Raw genomic sequence first — 16,317 nt, forward strand, 5'->3', positions numbered from 1 at the left:
GTCGTGGGGCATGGGGGCCTTTAGTCGTGGCGGAGTGCTTCGATGGGGCGGAGCTTGGCGGCGCGGTTGGCGGGGTAGCTGCCGAAGAAGAGGCCGATCGCCACCGAGACGCCCAGGGCGAGGACGATCGACGACGGCACCAGGACGGGTTTGACGCCGACGATGGTGAAGAGGCTGCCGATGACGCCGGCGAGGACGCCGAGCAGGCCGCCGATGAGGCTGAGGACGGTGGCCTCCGCGATGAACTGGCCGAGGATCGCGCCGCGCGGTGCGCCGATGGCCTTGCGGATGCCGATCTCGCGGGTCCGTTCGGTGACGGTGACCAGCATGATGTTGGTGATGCCGATTCCGCCGACGAGGAGGCTGATGGCGGCGACGGCGCCGAGCAGGACCGTGAACGTCCGGCTCGACTCGCTGACCGCCGATTGCACGCTCGCCTGGCTGGACACCGTGAAGTCGGCCGCGCCGGATGCCGCGGTGTCGTGCCGCTGGGCGAGGATGCCGGTGATCTCGGCCTGGGCGGTGTCGACGGTGTCGCTGTCCTTGGCCTGGACGATGATCTGGTCGAGTGTGCCGTAGCCGGTGAGGGTCTCCTGGACGGCGGGCAGCGGGGCGACCGCGATGCTGTCCGGATCGGAGAAGGTGGACGAGGACGAGCCGGTCGCCTTCAGGACGCCCGCGACGGTGAACCGGATCCCGCCGACGTCGATCTTCTTGCCGAGCGGGTTCACGCGTCCGAACAGGTCGGACGCCACCGTGCTGCCGATCACGAGCGTTTTGCGTGCGGCGGTCACGTCCTCGGCGGTGAACCCGGTGCCGGACGCGACGGTCTTGTTCGCGGCGGCGAAGTAGGACGGGGTCGTCCCGACGAACTGGCTGATGGTCGCGCTCGTCCCCTCGTAGCCGGCGGTGACGGACTGGCTGGTCACCACCGGTGAGGCGCTCTTGACCGAGGTCGCCTGGAGGAGGGCGTCGGCGTCGGCCGTGGTGAGGTCGCGCGCCTGGGTGCGGGGGCCGGAGTCGGTGTCGCCTCGCTCGCCGCCTGGGAAGCCGCCGCGGAAACCACCGCCGCCGCCCGTCGTGGACGGGGTGACGGTCAGCGAGTCGGCGCCGAGGCGCTGGATGCTCTGCTTGATCTGCTCGGACGAGCCGTTCCCGACCGCGACGAGCAGGATCACCGCGCCGACGCCGATCAGGATGCCGAGCGTGGTGAGGGAGCTGCGCAGCTTGTTGGCCGACAGTCCGCGCAGGGCGAAGCGGAGGACTTCGAAGGGGCTCACCTCGCGGCCTCCGGGGTCGTCCACGACGCGGTGGGCGGGGGGCCGGAGACCGCGCTGCGGCGGACGTCCTCGACGACGCGGCCGTCCACGAGCCGGACGATCCGCTTGGCGTGCGCGGCGACGTCGGCCTCGTGGGTGATGACGACGATGGTGCGGCCGGCCAGGCTGAGCCGGTCGAAGACGCCGAGGACATCGGTGGTGGAGCCGCTGTCGAGCGCACCCGTCGGCTCGTCCGCGAGGAGCAGTGTCGGCACGGTGACCAGGGCGCGGGCGACGGCGACGCGCTGCTGCTGGCCGCCGGACAGCTCGTTCGGCTCGTGCCGGACGCGGTCGGCGAGACCGACCTCGCGGAGCGCGGCGAGGGCGCGGCGCCGCCGGTCCGCACCCTTGACCCCGCCGTAGGCGAGGGGCAGTTCGACGTTGGCCTGCGCGGTCATCCGCGGGATCAGGTTGAACGACTGGAAGATGAACCCGATGCGCCGGTTGCGCAGGATGGCGAGGGCCCGCTCGTCCATGCCGCCGACGTCGATGCCGTCGAGGAGGTAGCGGCCGCCGCTCGGCACGTCCAGGCAGCCGATGATGTTCATCAGCGTCGACTTGCCGGAGCCGGACGCGCCCATGATCGCCACGTAGTCGCCGCGTTCCACGGTCAGCGAGACGCCGCGCAGGGCGTGGACGGCCGTTTCGCCCGTCCCGTACACCTTGGTCACGTCGCGCACGTCGAGCACCGGCGGCGGCCCTGCCGCGGGCCGCCCCGGCGAGGGCGAGGCGGGTACCGGCTGCTCCCCGTCCTCCCGATGTGCCGCCACCCCGCCTGGCGCCGCCGGATTCCCGCCGGTCTGCCTCGGCGAAGGCGTTTCCGCAGACGGCGGTCGGGCGCGTCGAGACCCCCCGGACGAAGCCCGAGTAGCGGCCGGGTGGGAGTGCCGCGCCCCCCGCCGTCCCGCCGACGAAGCGCCGGTCTGGCTGGACGAAGGCTGAGCCTCGCGAGACTCGCCAGGCTGAGTTCCGGAACCAGCCGAGTCCGAGTAGGCGGACGGCGCCTCGCGCTGTCCCGCTGACGAAGCGCGTGACCCGGTCGACGGCGGCCGCCCCGCTGAAGGGGGTCTGGCGGGTGTAGGTGGAGCGTCGGGTGGAGTTGGGGTGTTGGCCGGGTTCGAGTCGGTCGGGTCCGTTGAGGCGGGCGGGGTGCTGCTCGTCCGGCTGGAGGGAGGCCTGCCGTCAGACGTTGGTTCCGGGGTGAGGGGTGGCGTGGTCATCGGCGGCCTCCACCGCCGGGGGCGCCGCCGCCCGGGCCGCCGCCGAGGCCGGGGGCGCCGCCGCCCGGGATGCCTTGGCGGCCGGTGCTGCCGGATGTCCCGGTGGTGGACGTGACCGCGACCTGGTCGCCCTCGTTCACGCCCGACTTGATCTCGATGCCCTGGTCGCCCTTGATGCCGATCTCGACCGTCGTCGGGACCTGCCGGCCGTCGCGGACGACCGTGACCGTGCTCTGACCACCGGCAGTCTTGACCGCGGCGCTCGGGACGTAGAGGACGTCCTCCGCCTTCGCGACGGTGATCTCGACCGTCGCGGTCTGGCCGAGACGGACCCCGGACGGGACGTCGCCGAGGGAGATCGTCGCGGGGAACTTCACCACGTTGTCGGTGGTCGTCGGCGACAGCCCGACCGCAGTGATCTTGCCGGTGGCGGTCTTGCCGGTCAGCGCGTCGAACGAGATCGTCGCGGCCTGGCCGACCTTCAGCTTGGTGGTGTCCGCCTCGGTGAAGTCGCCTTCGACCTGCAGATGTGCGGTGTCGGCGAGTTCAATGAAGCCCGACCCCGAACTCGACCCCGATCCCGAAGTCGACCCCGAGGCCGACCCCGACGCGGAGCCCGAGCCCGAGCCGGAGCCCGACGAAGAAGAGCCGGAAGACGAGGACGACGAGCCGGACGAGCCGCTGGAGCTGCCGCCCACCGTCCCGTTGACGGCGGTGACCGTCCCGGCGAACGGGGCTTTCAAGACAGTCCCCTGGTATGCCCGCAAAGCAGAGTTGTAGGCATTCTTCGCCTGGACGTAGCCGGCGTATCCCTTCTCGGACGAGGTGTCCCCGTCGGCGGCGACGGCCAGGTTGGCCTTCGCGGCGTCGACGTTCTCGATCGCCTCGGTCTGGTCGAGCCGGGCGAGGACATCGCCCGACGCCACCTTCTTCCCGGCCTTGACGTAGATCTTGGTGACCGTCCCCGAGGCACCGAAGGAAAGGGACCGGCTCCGGGCGCTCTCCACCGAGCCGGACGCCGACACCGACGAGACGACCGTTCCCCGTGAAACCCGCGAGGCCCGGGTGGACGCGGCGGCGTCGTCACCCCCGTCGCCGAGGGTCAGGTATGCGGTACCGGCCCCGGCGGCGAGCAGGACGCCCAGCGCGCCGTTGACCAGGAGTGTCCGATTCATGCGGATGAGGCTCTTGGCTGCGCCTGTGGCTCTCGTGAGGCGAGTGTGAGAATTGAATGAAATAGGCCCGATACGGGGGCGGTTGCCCAGGCATGGGCACATCGCGGAAGACCAGCCTCCGGATCGAGGAGAGCGGCAAGCGCGTCCGGGCGTACCTCGGCGGCCGTCTCGTCGCCGACACCACGAAACCGTCACTCGTCTGGGAGATCCCCTACTACCCGACCTACTACTTCCCCGAGACGGACGTGCGCGCCGATCTCGTCGAGGACGGCCCCGGCGAGCGTTCGCCCAGCCGGGGCGACGCGACCGCCTACACGGTGAAGGTGGACGGGGCCGAGGCCGCGGGCGCGGCACTCCGGTACACCGAACTACCGGGACTTGTCCGGATCGCTTGGGATGCGATGGATGCCTGGTTCGAGGAGGACGAGGAGGTCTTCGTCCATCCGCGCGACCCGTACACCCGCGTGGACGTCCTGGCGGCGTCGCGGCATGTCCGGGTGGAGGTGGACGGGGTGACGGTCGCCGAGTCGTCCAGCCCGCGGCTGCTGTTCGAGACGGGCCTGCCGGTGCGGTACTACCTGCCGAAACCGCATGTCCGGATGGATCTGCTCGAACACACCGATACCGTGACGCACTGCCCGTACAAGGGCACCGCCGAGTACTGGTCGGTGCGCGCGGGCGGCGAACTCCATGCCGACCTCGCCTGGTCGTACGCGACGCCTCTGGACGAAAGCCGCAAGACCGCCGGCCTCGTCTGCTTCTTCAACGAGAAGGTCGACATCTTCGTCGATGGGGTTCTGCAGGAGCGCCCCAAGACCAAGTTCTAAGATCCCGGCCGGCCGGGCACGGACCGGCATGAGCCCGGCAGATAATTCGCGGACCGGCCTTTATCAGCAGGCATTACATCATCGGATGGAACATCATGCGATGGTGTGATGCCTGTCGCTTTGGTGCCCGAGGTCTTGAACGCTCCCCGTTTCCTACGCGACCGTAGGTTACTCCAGCGTAAGTTAGCGCGCCATCGGGGAGGGCTCTTGACCAGCGCAACACGGCGTCCAGGACGTTCCGGCGCGGGGCGGCGCATCGCGGTGACCGCCAGGCTCCTCACGACACCGCTCCTGCCGGAGGACTACCTCGGCCTGCTGAACCCGCTGTGGTCCACGGCCGAGCTGCGCGGACGGATCGACGCCGTCCGGCACGAGGCCCCGTCCACCGCGACCCTGCTGATCAAGCCCGGGCCTTCGTGGCCCGGCCACCTGCCCGGCCAGTGGGTCAAGATCGGCGTGGACATCGGCGGCGTCCGGCACTGGCGGACGTTCTCGCTGTCGTCCCCGCCGCGCCCGGACGGCCGCATCACGATCACCGTCAAGGCCGCCCGCGACGGCTTCGTCTCGGCGCACCTCGTCAACGAGATCCGGCCGGGGACGATCGTCCGGCTGACCGCGCCCGAGGGCGACTTCGTGCTGCCCTCGCCCGTCCCGCGAAAGCTGCTCTTCGTGACGGCCGGCAGCGGCATCACCCCGGTCAGAGCCATGCTCCGCCACCTGGACGGTGAGCTGTGCAGCGGCACAGCCGATGTTGTGGTCGTGCACTCGGATCGGGCGGGTGGCGATGTCATCTTCGGCGCGGAACTGCGGCGCGTGTCGGGAGTGCGGCTAGTCGAGCGGCACACGAGCGTCGATGGGCGGCTCAAGCCGTCCGATCTGGACGGGATCTGTCCCGACTGGGCGGAACGTGAAGCGTGGGCGTGCGGTCCCGCAGCGATGCTGGACGACCTTGCCGCGCACTGGAACGCCGCCGGGATCGAGCACAGGCTGCGGGTCGAGCGGTTCCGCGCCGTCCTGGACGGCGGCGGAGGCGAGGGCGGGCGCGTCACGTTCGCCAGGAGCGGCGTCGCGGTGGACGCGGACGGGGGCACGCCGCTCCTGGTGGCCGGTGAGGAGGCCGGCGCGCTGCTGCCGAGCGGCTGCCGGATGGGCATCTGCCACAGCTGCGTCGGGCGGCTGACGTCCGGCCGGGTCCGCGACCTGCGCACCGGCGACGTGCACGGCGGGGAGGGCGAGATCGTCCAGACGTGCGTCTCGGCGGCCGCCGGTCCCGTGGAAATCGAACTTTGAGGGGAAAACCGATGACCGACCATCTGACCACCGCGGACTACGAGACGATCGCCGCCGAGCTGGACGCGCTGCGCGAGGAGATCATGTCCGGGCTCGGCGAGCGCGACGCCTCCTACATCCATCGGGTGATCCGCTGGCAGCGCGGGCTGGAGATCGGCGGCCGGGCACTGCTGCTGGCGTCCTCGCTGCCGCCCGCCTGGCTCGCCGGGACCGCAACGCTGACCGTCGCGAAGATCCTGGAGAACATGGAGATCGGGCACAACGTCATGCACGCCCAGTGGGACTGGATGCGCGACACGAAGATCCACTCGACGACCTGGGAGTGGGACAACGTCTCCCCCGCCGAGCAGTGGAAGCACTCGCACAACTTCGTCCACCACACGTTCACGAACGTCCTCGGCAAGGACAACGACGTCGGCTACGGCATCCTGCGCGTCGCCCCCGAGCAGGAGTGGAACCCGGCCCACCTGGCGCAGCCGCTCTACAACCTGCTGCTCGCGATGTTCTTCGAGTACGGGGTGGCGCTGCACGACCTGGAGATCGACAAGGTCTGGGACGGGACGGCCGACGAGGAGGTGACGAAGGCGAAGCTCCGGGCCATCGGCCGCAAGATCGCACGCCAGTGGGGCAAGGACTACCTGGCGTTCCCGCTGCTCAGCGGCCCGCAGTTCCTCTCCACCCTGTCCGCGAACGCCACCGCGAACGTGGCCCGCAACATCTGGGCCCACATGATCATCTTCTGCGGGCACTTCCCCGGCGACGTCGAGGTCTTCGGGGAGGAGCGGCTGGACGGTGAGACGAAGGGCGAGTGGTACGTCCGGCAGCTGTGCGGCTCGGCCAACATCTCGGGCGGGAGCCTGCTCCACCTGATGACCGGCAACCTCAGCCACCAGATCGAGCACCACCTGTTCCCCGACATGCCGAGCAACCGCTACGCCGAGATCGCGCCGCGCGTCCGGGCCCTGTGCGACAAGTACGACCTGCCGTACCACACGGGCACGCTGTCCAAGCAGGTCACGAGCACCTGGAAGAAGATCGTCCGGTATGCCTTCCCCGGCGGAAAGCCGTCCGCCACGGCTTCCTGACCCTCCGGCCCAGGGGGTAGGGCGCTCAGCCCAGGGCTTGAGCGACCGGGAGGTAGAGGCGGGACGGGTCGTTCCTGACGGGGGCGCCGTACTCCATGACCGTCGTCGAGAACGCCGGACGCAGGTCGTGCCGCTCGGCCCACTCGATCAACTCCGGGTGCCGGTGGTCGATGTCCAGGCGGATCGGGCCTTGTGGGACGACCTCGTCCACGAGCGCCAGGGCGGTCTTGGTGTCTTGGGCGATGACGGGGCCGATGACGGCGCGCCCGTCGTTCCACCAGGCGCCGCCGAATCCCGCGACACCGGCCTCGTCCCGGACGACATGGAACGTCGCGCAGAAGGAAGGCAGGCCATCGACCAGTTGTGAGCGGTCTGCACCGAACACCTCAGTGTCGAGTGCGCGGACGTCAGGCATGTCCTTGACCTCGACCGGCACAGACACACCCCGCTTGGACGGCCCCTCGACCGTGCCCGTATACGTCGTGCAGAGCCCCACGGAACGAAATCCCAGGCGCTCGTATAGGGGACGGCCATACTCCGTTGCGGTCAAGCAGAGGCTCGCGGTCTCCGCCTTGTCCATCGCGTGCCGCATGATGCGACCGCCGAGACCACGCCGTTCGTAGCGCTTTGCCACCAACACCATGCTGATGGCAGCGACGTCCTTCCCATATGGGGTCGACACCACGGTCGCGGCGAGTTCACCGTTCCCGTCGTCGATGCCGTAGACGTCGCCGACCGAGAACAGGAATCGCCACTTGTGGTCTTCCGGGCCCCACTCCCGGTCCTCGGCGAGCCGCCGGCAGGCCGCCAGGTCCTCGATTCCCAGTCGCCGCGCGAGCCCGTCCGGCACCGATGAGTCCATGGGACGGGACGCTAGAACGCTCCAACCGGCCCCCACAACCGAATTAGGCGGTGCCGGTGATCTGCCCGAAGACGTCCGTCCAGCGCGGGGGCAGTTCGCATTACCCCTCAGGTCATCGCCTTGACGACCGGTCCGGCGAGATCGTCGAGACGTACACGACGACCTGAGGAGAAACATGTCGCACACGGCGACTCCCATCGCGGGACGGCACCCGCATGAGGCGGCGGCGCAGCGCGGCGCTTCCGTCGGCACCCTTCTGGTCCTGCTGACCGGCATATTCATCACGACGCTCGACTTCTTCATCGTGAACGTGGCGATCCCCGACATCCAGACGAGCCTCGGGGCGGGCGCGACCGCGATCCAGTGGGTGGTCGCCGGGTTCGGACTGGCGCTCGGCGGCGGGCTGATCACCGGCGGACGCCTCGGCGACCTGTTCGGACGCCGCCGCATGTACGCGACCGGCCTCGCCGCGTTCACCGTCGCGTCCCTGGCCTGCGGTCTCGCGCCGACGCCGGGCGCACTGATCGCCGCACGGGCCGCCCAGGGCATCGCGGCCGCGATGCTGATGCCGCAGGTGCTCGGCATCATCAACGGCGCGTTCACCGGCGCCGACCGGGCGCGGGCGTTCACCGCCTACGGCCTGACGATGGGCTTCGGCGGGGTGTTCGGCCAGCTCATCGGCGGCGCGCTGATCCAGGCCGACATCCTCGGCAGCGGCTGGCGCAGCATCTTCCTGATCAACGTGCCGATCGGCGCGGTCACGCTCGCACTCGTCCGCCGGACGGTCCCGGCAACGCCCGCGGGCCGCGGGACCCGCCTCGACCTGACCGGGACGGCGCTGGTCACGCTCGGCCTCATCGCGCTCGTCCTGCCGCTGATCGAGGGGCGCCGCCTCGGCTGGCCCGCCTGGACCTGGTCCTCGTTCGCCGCATCGGCCGTCCTGCTGGCCGGGTTCGCGCTGTGGCAGCGCCGGCTCGCCCGCCGCGGCGGAGCCCCCGTCATCGCCCCGGCGCTGTTCAAGGAGCGGGCGTTCACCGTCGGCATCGGCCTGGCGCTCGCCTACCAGCTGGCCATGGCGTCGTTCTTCCTCTACCTCGCGCTCTACCTGCAGCAGGGACGCGGCCTGACCGCCCTCCAGTCCGGCCTGCTGTTCACCGCGCTCGGCGCCGGCTACTTCGCCGCCTCGACCCGCGCCACCGCGGTCGCGGCCCGGATCGGCCGACAGGTCCTCGCGCTCGGCGCCGTGGTGCAGGCGGTGGGCTGCCTGCTCCTGATCGACGGCGTCGACCACATCGGCGTCACCGGCAATGTCGGCTGGCTCGTCCCTGGGCTCGTCCTGGCCGGGGCGGGCATGGGGCTGGTGCTCGCGCCGATGTCGGCGACCGTCCTCGCCGGGGTGAGCGAGCGGCACGCGGCGTCGGCGGCCGGGGTCATGTCCACGTTCCAGCAGGTCGGCGGCGCGATCGGGGTGGCGCTCGTCGGGATCGTCTTCTACGCCGCGCTCAGCGGCCACCCGCTCCCCGCGGACGTTGCCGGCGCGTTCAAGGCGGGCCTCCTCCCGATCATCGGGTTCTGCGCGGTCACCGCCGTCCTCGCGCAGTTCCTCCCGAGACTCACCCGCCGGTGACCACCGTCCTCCCGGCGGGACGGACCTCCATCGGAGCGTCCGTCCCGCCGGGCTCAGTACACGCTGACGCCGAAGGCGCTGAGGACCTGGCCGATCGGCTGCATGAAGGACGAGCCGCCGCTGGTGCAGTCGCCGACGCCGCCGATCCCCAGCCCGACCGCGACACTGCCGGAGAAGTAGGGCGCTCCCGGGGTGTCGCCGGGCTCGGTGCAGACCGTCGTGCTCGCCAGGCCGGTGACCGTCCCCTCAGGGAACTGCACGGTCACGTTGATCGCCGTCACGCTGCCGCAGTGCAGGCCGGTGGTGGGGCCGCTGCGGCAGATGCGCTGGCCGACGGACGGGGCTCCGGCCGACGTGATGTCCTGGTGCCCCGGATAGAGGAGCACGCTCCCGGCCCTCTCCACCTGCGGCTCGACATATCGGACGAGCGCGACGTTCACGTTCGTCACCCCGACGACCGTCCCCAGCCGCACGGTCAGACCGGGGTCGGCGTACAGCGTGAGGCCCGGTTGCGCGCAACCGCCCGCGGTGAGGAAGTAGTAGGTGTCGCTCTGGCGGACGTTGAACCCGAGCGTGCATCGGACGCCATTGCCCCCGTAGATCGCCTGCCCGCCCTCGCCGCCGGGTGCCGCGGCGGGTCTCAGGGGGGAGGCCGTCGCGCCGGGAGCAAGCGCGACCAGAACGGCCATGACGCCCGCGACCAGGATCGCGGGATAGCGGAGTCTCACAAGGGCCTCCTGCGGGGGTCGGGTCGCCCAGGATGACGGCCTCATGGTGCGGAACACCGGACGCCCCGGCAAGAGGACGAAGGTGCCAAGGTTCGCGACGGCCTTTATCAACATCACGACCACGGGCACGTCGGACCACGAGAGACGGCGCCTCGAACGACCTCGCACCGGGCGCCGAGACCGCGACCTCCGAATGAAGGAGCCGCGGACCGGGGGTCCGCAACTGTTGACGGTTAAGTGTTCATGAGTATCCATAGCCGCTGATGAGTGACGTGGTCGTGGTTATGGAGCCGGTGGAACCAGTGGTGCACAGGGCTTTGTTCGCTGTGTGCCGGTGGTGGGACGCCATGTGGCGGGGCGCCGGTGCGGCGGTGCTCATCAGTCGATTGCATGTTCGAAGAACATAGCTTAAAGTATCCATCATGTCTCAGTCCGTCACCATCAAAAGAGTGGACGCCGCCGCCCGCCCCGGCGTGGACGATGCCAGCTGCGAGATCGGGCAGACCGCGGCACAGACCGCAGGGCAGGACGGGCACCCGCAGCACCTGCGGCCGATCGATGCGCCGTTCGTGGCCGCGGGCCCGTCGGGGGTGGCGATCCGTACCCGACTCAAGGGCCTCACCGCCCAGGGCGAGCAGGTGCTGGCTGAGGTGGGTGCGCATCTGGGGTCGCTGGCCGGCCGTGACCTCAAGGCCCGCTGCGAGACGGGGACGGCGCACGACGCCGACGGGTGGGCGGCGCGTAAGCGGGAGCTGACGGGTGAGTCGTCGGCGCGGTGGGCCGGGTCGATCACCAAAGCCACCCACGACCAGTGGGCCCTGGCCCGCCGCGGCCAGCTCGCGCACCTGAACAGCCTGGAAGCCGGGATCGCCGCCATCGAGCGGGGCGGTGGTGCTGCCGGGCCGATGGGGAGTCGGGCAAGCGGTACGGCAACGAGACCATCCGCGTCACCCCCGACGGCACAGTATCGATCAGGCTGCCCGCACCTTTGGCGCAGCTGGCCAACGCCCCGCACGGCCGCTACATCCTGACCGCCCGCGTCGTCTTCGCGCACCGGGGCGCCGAGTGGGCCGACCGGATCGAGACCGATCGGGCGGTCGCCTACCGCATCCACCACGACCCGGGCCGGGGCCGCTGGTACCTGACCGCGTCCTGGCAACGCCCCGCCATCCCCGCGATCGGGCTGGAGGCGGCCCGCGCCCGCGGCATGATCGGGGTCGACACCAACGCCGACCACTTCGCCGCCTACCACCTGGACGCCTGCGGCAACCCGGTCGGCGACCCCATGCGGTTCGGCTACGACCTGACCGGCACCACCGGGCACCGGGACGCGCAGGTCCGGCACGCCATCACCGCCCTGCTGCACTGGGCCCGCCGCCGCGGCGTCGCCGCCATCGCGATCGAAGACCTGGACTTCGCGGCCGACAAGACCCGGGAGAAGCACGGCCGCCGTAAACGGTTCCGGCAGCTGATCTCCGGGATGCCCACCAGCAAGCTCCGGGCGCGGCTGACCTCGATGGCCGCCGAGCAGGGCCTGGCGATCGTCGCGGTCGACCCGGCCCACACCTCCCGCTGTGCGACACGAAGTCGCACCGAAAGAAGTGGAGCAGCAATGGCAGAACCATAGCCAATGCCGTTCTCCCTGGCTTGTGCCATAAGCCAGTTCCCCGCGCTCACATGCGTCGACAGTAATGACGGGGTGTGAAGCTGAGCGACAAATCTTAAGGATGTCCCTGGCCATCAGGGAGGTCCGGGGCGAAGGGGAAAGAGTGGCAGGGTGAACGGAAGTGAACCTCCGATGATGGCTCGTTAGTGTAAACCGTCGATGGCAAGCGAGGAGACGGCATGGGAAGGGCCGCGTCGAAGCGGTAGATGGGGAAGCGGACAAGCGTGTCGCGACCCAAGGCACCACCTTCTTCCCCGGGCTGCAGGAGGCACCCGCACCACTCGTATCTTCACGGTGTGGAACGTGGAAACCCCGTTGGGGTCCAGCCGGAGCGGCTGGTAGGCCGGACGTAAGGAAGGCGGAAGTCCTCAGCGGGAACAGGAGGGCCCAAGAAGCGAAGGCCGGTAGGGCGAAAGCCTAGAGGAAAGGGACGGCAGTCCTATAACTCGCCGGATACGGGACTCGTGCCCGGCCCGAAAGGGAGCTGACGTGGGTCTGGTGGACCTTTGAAGTCCAAAGCAAGGGAACCGGCACCAAAGGACAAGTTAGATGAAGGAGGGGCGAATGAGCGGCACCGCCTGCGCAGGCGTGCCTCTGGAGAACGGACCGGAGGGCGCTCCCGACTCGTGGCACAGCATCGACTGGGCGCGAGCTGAGGAGAACGTACGGAGACTGAGGCAGAGGATCTTCAAGGCCGCACAGGAAGGGGACCTGAAAAGGGTCCGCAATCTCCAGAAGCTCATGCTGCGCAGCCACTCCAACACGCTCACGAGTGTGAAGCGGGTGGCACAGGTGAGCTCTGGCCGTAAGACGGCCGGCGTTGATGGGGAGAAAGACCTGACCCCGAGACAGAGGTACGAGCTCGCCTCCGCGCTCCACGCGGAGACGCAGCCGTACCGAGCCAAGCCGGTGAAACGGGTGTACATACCGAAGAGCAACGGGAGACAGCGTCCACTGGGAATCCCGGTGATCCGGGATCGTGCAATGCAGGCGAGGGTCAAGAACGCGCTTGAGCCTGAGTGGGAGGCGCGGTTTGAGGCGCGAAGCTACGGCTTCCGTCCCGGCCGGGGCTGCCATGACGCACGCGAGGCCATCTTCAACGCAGCCAGCGCTAGGGGCAAGAGGGTCTGGGTCCTGGACGCCGACCTCGCCGGGGCATTCGATCGCATCAGCCATCACCACCTCTTGGTCGCCGTCGGGCAGTTTCCCGCCAGGGAGATGATCCGGCAGTGGCTCAGGGCCGGGGTGATGGAACGTGGTCGTTTCGCACCGACCGAGGAAGGGACGCCGCAGGGCGGGGTTATCAGTCCACTCCTGCTGAACGTCGCTCTCCATGGCATGGAGGAAGCCATCGGGTGCCGGTACAAGAAGAAGGGCACGGGACGTGAGCCCGTGGCCGTACCGGGAACACCGATCCTGATCCGCTACGCGGACGACTTCGTGGTCTTGTGCCACGAGAAGGAGGAAGCGGAAGCGGCAAGGATGCGGCTGGGAGAGTGGCTGGCACCGAGAGGGCTTGGCTTCAATTCGGAGAAGACCCGTGTGGTCCACCTGAACGAAGGCTTCGACTTCCTCGGGTTCAACGTGCGCAGGTACGGGGGCCAGTTGCTCATCAAACCCAGCCGTGCGGCCATCAAGAGGATCAAGCAGCGACTGCGAGACGAGGCCATAGCCCTGCGAGGGGCGAACGCCGCAGCGGTGATCACGAAGCTGAACCCCATCATCAGGGGCTGGGCTGCGTACTACCGGGTCGCTGTGTCCAGCGAGACGTTCAGCACGCTGGACCACTACGTATGGCGTCTCACCTACAAGTGGGCGCGGTACACGCATCCTCTGAAGTCGAGGACCTGGGTAGTGAACAGGTACTTCGGAAAACACAACCCGTCCAGGGAGGACAGGTGGGTGTTCGGCAATCCGGCGAACACCTCCTACCTCATCAAATTCGCCTGGACAAGGATCGAGCGACACGACATGGTCAAGGGCAGGGCGTCCATGGACGATCCGGCCCTGGCCGACTACTGGGCCGCGAGACGGCGCAAGAAGGTGCCGACGACGTTGGACAAGAGAACCTACTCGATGGCCTACCGCCAGAAGGGGCTCTGTCCGATCTGCCGTCAGGACCTGATCGACGGTGCGGAATACCAGCCAGACAATCCACGAGAGTGGATCGAATGGTTCGCCGCCTGTAAGAGAAGGCTCCACAAGCACCATCTCGTCTACCGAAGCCTGGGAGGGGCGGACGACCGATCCAACCTCCGCCTCGTACACGCCGATTGCCACCGTCAGCACCACGCTGGGGATAGGTGGCAGAACGGGAAGATTGCCGAAGTGCGACCCTTGCGGTCTGCTTGAGCCGTGTGCCTTGAAAGAGGCATGCACGGTTCTGAGGGGGCCGGGGCCCGGCAACGGGCTCCGGCTACCCGACGGGGCGACCAGCACTGGCGCAAACCCCTCACCACCACAAAACGTCCAATGACCCGCCATGACGCCGCCTCGGTGGCGATCGGCAGACGCGCCCTCGGACACCCGATCCGGCGACGGACGACACCGCCCCGCACCCACCAGAGCGATGGGTGCGGGCATCGGACCGTCCAGGCCGAACCGAGTACCCGAGGACGTGAGGGAACCCGCCCACCCGTCACGGAACGCGCACACGATGCACACCCCCCGACCGGGCCACCACAGCGAACGCGGGCAACCAGCGCATCCAACACCGTTCGGGATACGCGCAGTACCAGGACCTGGGCACAACACCCACTCCTGGACACTGTTTAGGAACGGTTAGGTGAGGGTGTCGATCGTGGTTACTTCTTCCTTGGTGAGGGTGAAGCCGTCCAGATCGAAGTTGGAGGCGATGCGTTCTCGGCGTGATGACCTGGGGAGGATCACGATGTCGTGTTCCAGGTGCCAGCGGAGGACGATCTGGGCGGGGGTGACCCCGTGCCGCTGGGCGATCTCGTTGAGCACCGGATCGCGGAGATCGGTGTTCTTCAGGCCGCTGTAACCCTCGACGGCGATGCCTCGGCGGCGGTGCTCGTCCAGCAGGGCCGGGCCATGCTGCGCCGGGCTCCACGGGATCTGGTTGACCGCGGGCTGCTGTCCGGTGGCCTCGGTCACCAAGTCGATCTGTGCCGGGCTGAAGTTGCTGACCCCGACGTTGCGCGCGAGTCCCGCGTCCTTTGCGGACAGCAGTTCCTGCCACGTCGGAACGAGGTCGTCCCGGCCGGTCGGCCAGTGGATCAGCCAGAGGTCCACGTAACCGGTGTCGAGCTGGCGGAGACTCGACTCCAGGGTGCGGCGGGCGTGCCGCGCGTCCTGGGGACGCAGCTTGGTGGTGACGAAGACCTGCTGACGGTCCACGCCGCTGTCCTTCACGGCTCTGCCGACGTCCGCCTCGTTCCGGTACAGCGTCGCGGTGTCGACGTGCCGGTAGCCGATCTCCAGCGCCGCACGCACCGACTCGTACGCCGTCTTGGGCCGCAGCTCCCACGTCCCGAAACCGATCAACGGCAGCGCGGCCCCGCCTGCCAGCTCCACAGTCCGAGTCATGCGCCCCATTCTGCCCCGCCCCGATCACCGGCCGCCGACCGCCCGGCGAGACCGGGGCGCCGAGGACGTCCCGTGAAGGCGGCGTCCTCGGCCCGGGCCAACGGTCAGTAAGTCGCGGTGCCCCAGAGTTCGCCGTGGTCGGAGACCTCGGTGGAGACCACCTCGCCCTTGAGGCCCGTGTACTCCGGTGAGTAGAAGATGTAGTCGAGCTTCCACTTGCCCTTCGCCGTCGGGTCGCCGGCGCGTTCGCCGCACCGCGCCGCGTCGGTCTCGAAGAGCGCGCCGCCGCCCGAGGGGTAGCAGGTGTCGTAGATGGGGTCGAGTTCCGGGCTGGACGGCTGGAGGTTGAAGTCGCCGCCGAGGATCACCCGGTACCCCTTGGCGCGGAACGCGTTCACCCGGTCGGCGACGGCCCGGACCTGCCCGGCCTTGTCCTCCTTGCCGTAGGAGATGTGGGTGGCGCAGGCGACCATCGCGTAGTTCGTCGCCTTGACGCACAGGAGCCGGCGATGCTCCTCGTTGACCGGGTTCGGCAGCTTCCAGTTCCCCACGACGCTGCTCGCGATCCGGATCAGGACGACGTTCCCGAAGGCGCTGCCGTCCTTGCAGTGGGTGCCGGTCAGGCCGTGGGCCGCCCGGTACCCGTCGTCCGCGAGCTGCTTCTTCAGGTAGGCGAACTGGGTCGCGCACACCTCGTTGAGCGTGACGACGTACGGCTGCTCCTTCTTGACCCGGGCGACCACCGACTTCGCCGGAGTGACCTTGCCCCCGTGCATGGAGTTGCCGGCGATGTTGAGCTGGAGGTACCGCTTGGTCTTCCCCGCCCCGGCCGCGACGCGCGCCTTGCGCTCGTGGTCGGGTGTGGGCACGGCGAACGCCTCCACTCCAACCGCCCCCGCCAGGATCCCCGCACCGATCATCATGCTGATCATCCTTGGTCTCATGCGCGGCGATGCTAGAACTCCAAGC

14 protein-coding genes are annotated in these 16,317 nt (G+C 69.2%); 7 read left to right on the top strand and 7 right to left on the bottom strand.

Annotated features, from left to right (window positions below; all coding sequences use genetic code 11):
- Positions 1-20: 20 nt before the first annotated feature.
- The 3 genes from E1293_RS32875 to E1293_RS32885 form a co-directional block, all read right to left on the bottom strand.
- A complete protein-coding gene (locus E1293_RS32875; protein WP_132201561.1) occupies positions 21-1,280 on the bottom strand; it encodes an ABC transporter permease in 1,260 nt (419 codons plus the stop codon).
- Positions 1,277-1,999, bottom strand: a complete 723-nt coding sequence (locus E1293_RS32880) for an ABC transporter ATP-binding protein (protein ID WP_481726105.1) — start codon at positions 1,997-1,999, stop codon at positions 1,277-1,279. Before E1293_RS32880 ends, E1293_RS32875 begins: the two co-directional genes overlap by 4 nt.
- A 536-nt stretch (positions 2,000-2,535) precedes the next feature.
- Entirely contained in the window at positions 2,536-3,714 is a 1,179-nt protein-coding gene (locus tag E1293_RS32885; protein WP_132201565.1) for an efflux RND transporter periplasmic adaptor subunit, read from the bottom strand.
- Positions 3,715-3,806: 92 nt separating this feature from the next.
- Between E1293_RS32885 and E1293_RS32890 the strand changes: the two genes are divergently transcribed.
- The 3 genes from E1293_RS32890 (at position 3,807) to E1293_RS32900 (ending at position 6,916) form a co-directional block, all read left to right on the top strand.
- Positions 3,807-4,541: a DUF427 domain-containing protein gene (locus E1293_RS32890; RefSeq protein WP_132201567.1), complete on the top strand. Its 735-nt coding sequence runs from the start codon at positions 3,807-3,809 to the stop codon at positions 4,539-4,541.
- A gap of 207 nt (positions 4,542-4,748) precedes the next feature.
- Positions 4,749-5,831, top strand: coding sequence for a ferredoxin reductase (locus E1293_RS32895; RefSeq protein WP_243716887.1), 1,083 nt, complete (start codon positions 4,749-4,751; stop codon positions 5,829-5,831).
- Positions 5,832-5,842: 11 nt separating this feature from the next.
- Positions 5,843-6,916, top strand: a complete 1,074-nt coding sequence (locus E1293_RS32900) for a fatty acid desaturase family protein (protein WP_132201571.1) — start codon at positions 5,843-5,845, stop codon at positions 6,914-6,916.
- 25 nt (positions 6,917-6,941) lie between these two features.
- On the opposite strand, the gene E1293_RS32905 is transcribed toward E1293_RS32900, so the two are convergent.
- Positions 6,942-7,778, bottom strand: a complete 837-nt coding sequence (locus tag E1293_RS32905) for a GNAT family N-acetyltransferase (RefSeq protein WP_132201573.1) — start codon at positions 7,776-7,778, stop codon at positions 6,942-6,944.
- A gap of 175 nt (positions 7,779-7,953) precedes the next feature.
- Between E1293_RS32905 and E1293_RS32910 the strand changes: the two genes are divergently transcribed.
- Complete coding sequence (locus E1293_RS32910; protein WP_132201575.1) at positions 7,954-9,405, top strand: MFS transporter; 1,452 nt, start codon at positions 7,954-7,956, stop codon at positions 9,403-9,405.
- Between the two features lie 53 nt (positions 9,406-9,458).
- Here E1293_RS32910 and E1293_RS32915 read toward each other — a convergent pair whose 3' ends face one another.
- A complete protein-coding gene (locus E1293_RS32915; protein WP_132201577.1) occupies positions 9,459-10,133 on the bottom strand; it encodes a S1 family peptidase in 675 nt (224 codons plus the stop codon).
- Positions 10,134-10,555: 422 nt separating this feature from the next.
- On the opposite strand from E1293_RS32915, the gene E1293_RS48800 reads away from it, so the two are divergent.
- The 3 genes from E1293_RS48800 (at position 10,556) to ltrA (ending at position 14,151) form a co-directional block, all read left to right on the top strand.
- The gene (locus E1293_RS48800) at positions 10,556-11,164 is read left to right on the top strand and encodes a hypothetical protein (protein WP_207939225.1); all 609 of its coding nucleotides are present in this window, start codon (positions 10,556-10,558) and stop codon (positions 11,162-11,164) included.
- On the top strand, positions 11,122-11,760 hold the full coding sequence (locus E1293_RS48805) for a hypothetical protein (protein ID WP_207939226.1): 639 nt from the start codon (positions 11,122-11,124) through the stop codon (positions 11,758-11,760). Before E1293_RS48800 ends, E1293_RS48805 begins: the two co-directional genes overlap by 43 nt.
- A gap of 603 nt (positions 11,761-12,363) precedes the next feature.
- Positions 12,364-14,151, top strand: a complete 1,788-nt coding sequence (gene ltrA, locus E1293_RS32925) for a group II intron reverse transcriptase/maturase (protein WP_132201579.1) — start codon at positions 12,364-12,366, stop codon at positions 14,149-14,151.
- A 429-nt stretch (positions 14,152-14,580) separates the two neighbouring features.
- Here the strand turns inward: ltrA and E1293_RS32935 are convergent, their stop codons facing one another.
- A complete protein-coding gene (locus tag E1293_RS32935) occupies positions 14,581-15,348 on the bottom strand; it encodes an aldo/keto reductase (RefSeq protein WP_207939227.1) in 768 nt (255 codons plus the stop codon).
- Positions 15,349-15,452: 104 nt separating this feature from the next.
- On the bottom strand, positions 15,453-16,292 hold the full coding sequence (locus E1293_RS32940) for an endonuclease/exonuclease/phosphatase family protein (RefSeq protein ID WP_132201583.1): 840 nt from the start codon (positions 16,290-16,292) through the stop codon (positions 15,453-15,455).
- Between the last annotated feature and the right edge of the window lie 25 nt (positions 16,293-16,317).

It is taken from the genome of Actinomadura darangshiensis (genome assembly GCF_004349235.1).
In the GTDB taxonomy this organism is placed as follows: Bacteria; Actinomycetota; Actinomycetes; order Streptosporangiales; family Streptosporangiaceae; genus Spirillospora; species Spirillospora darangshiensis.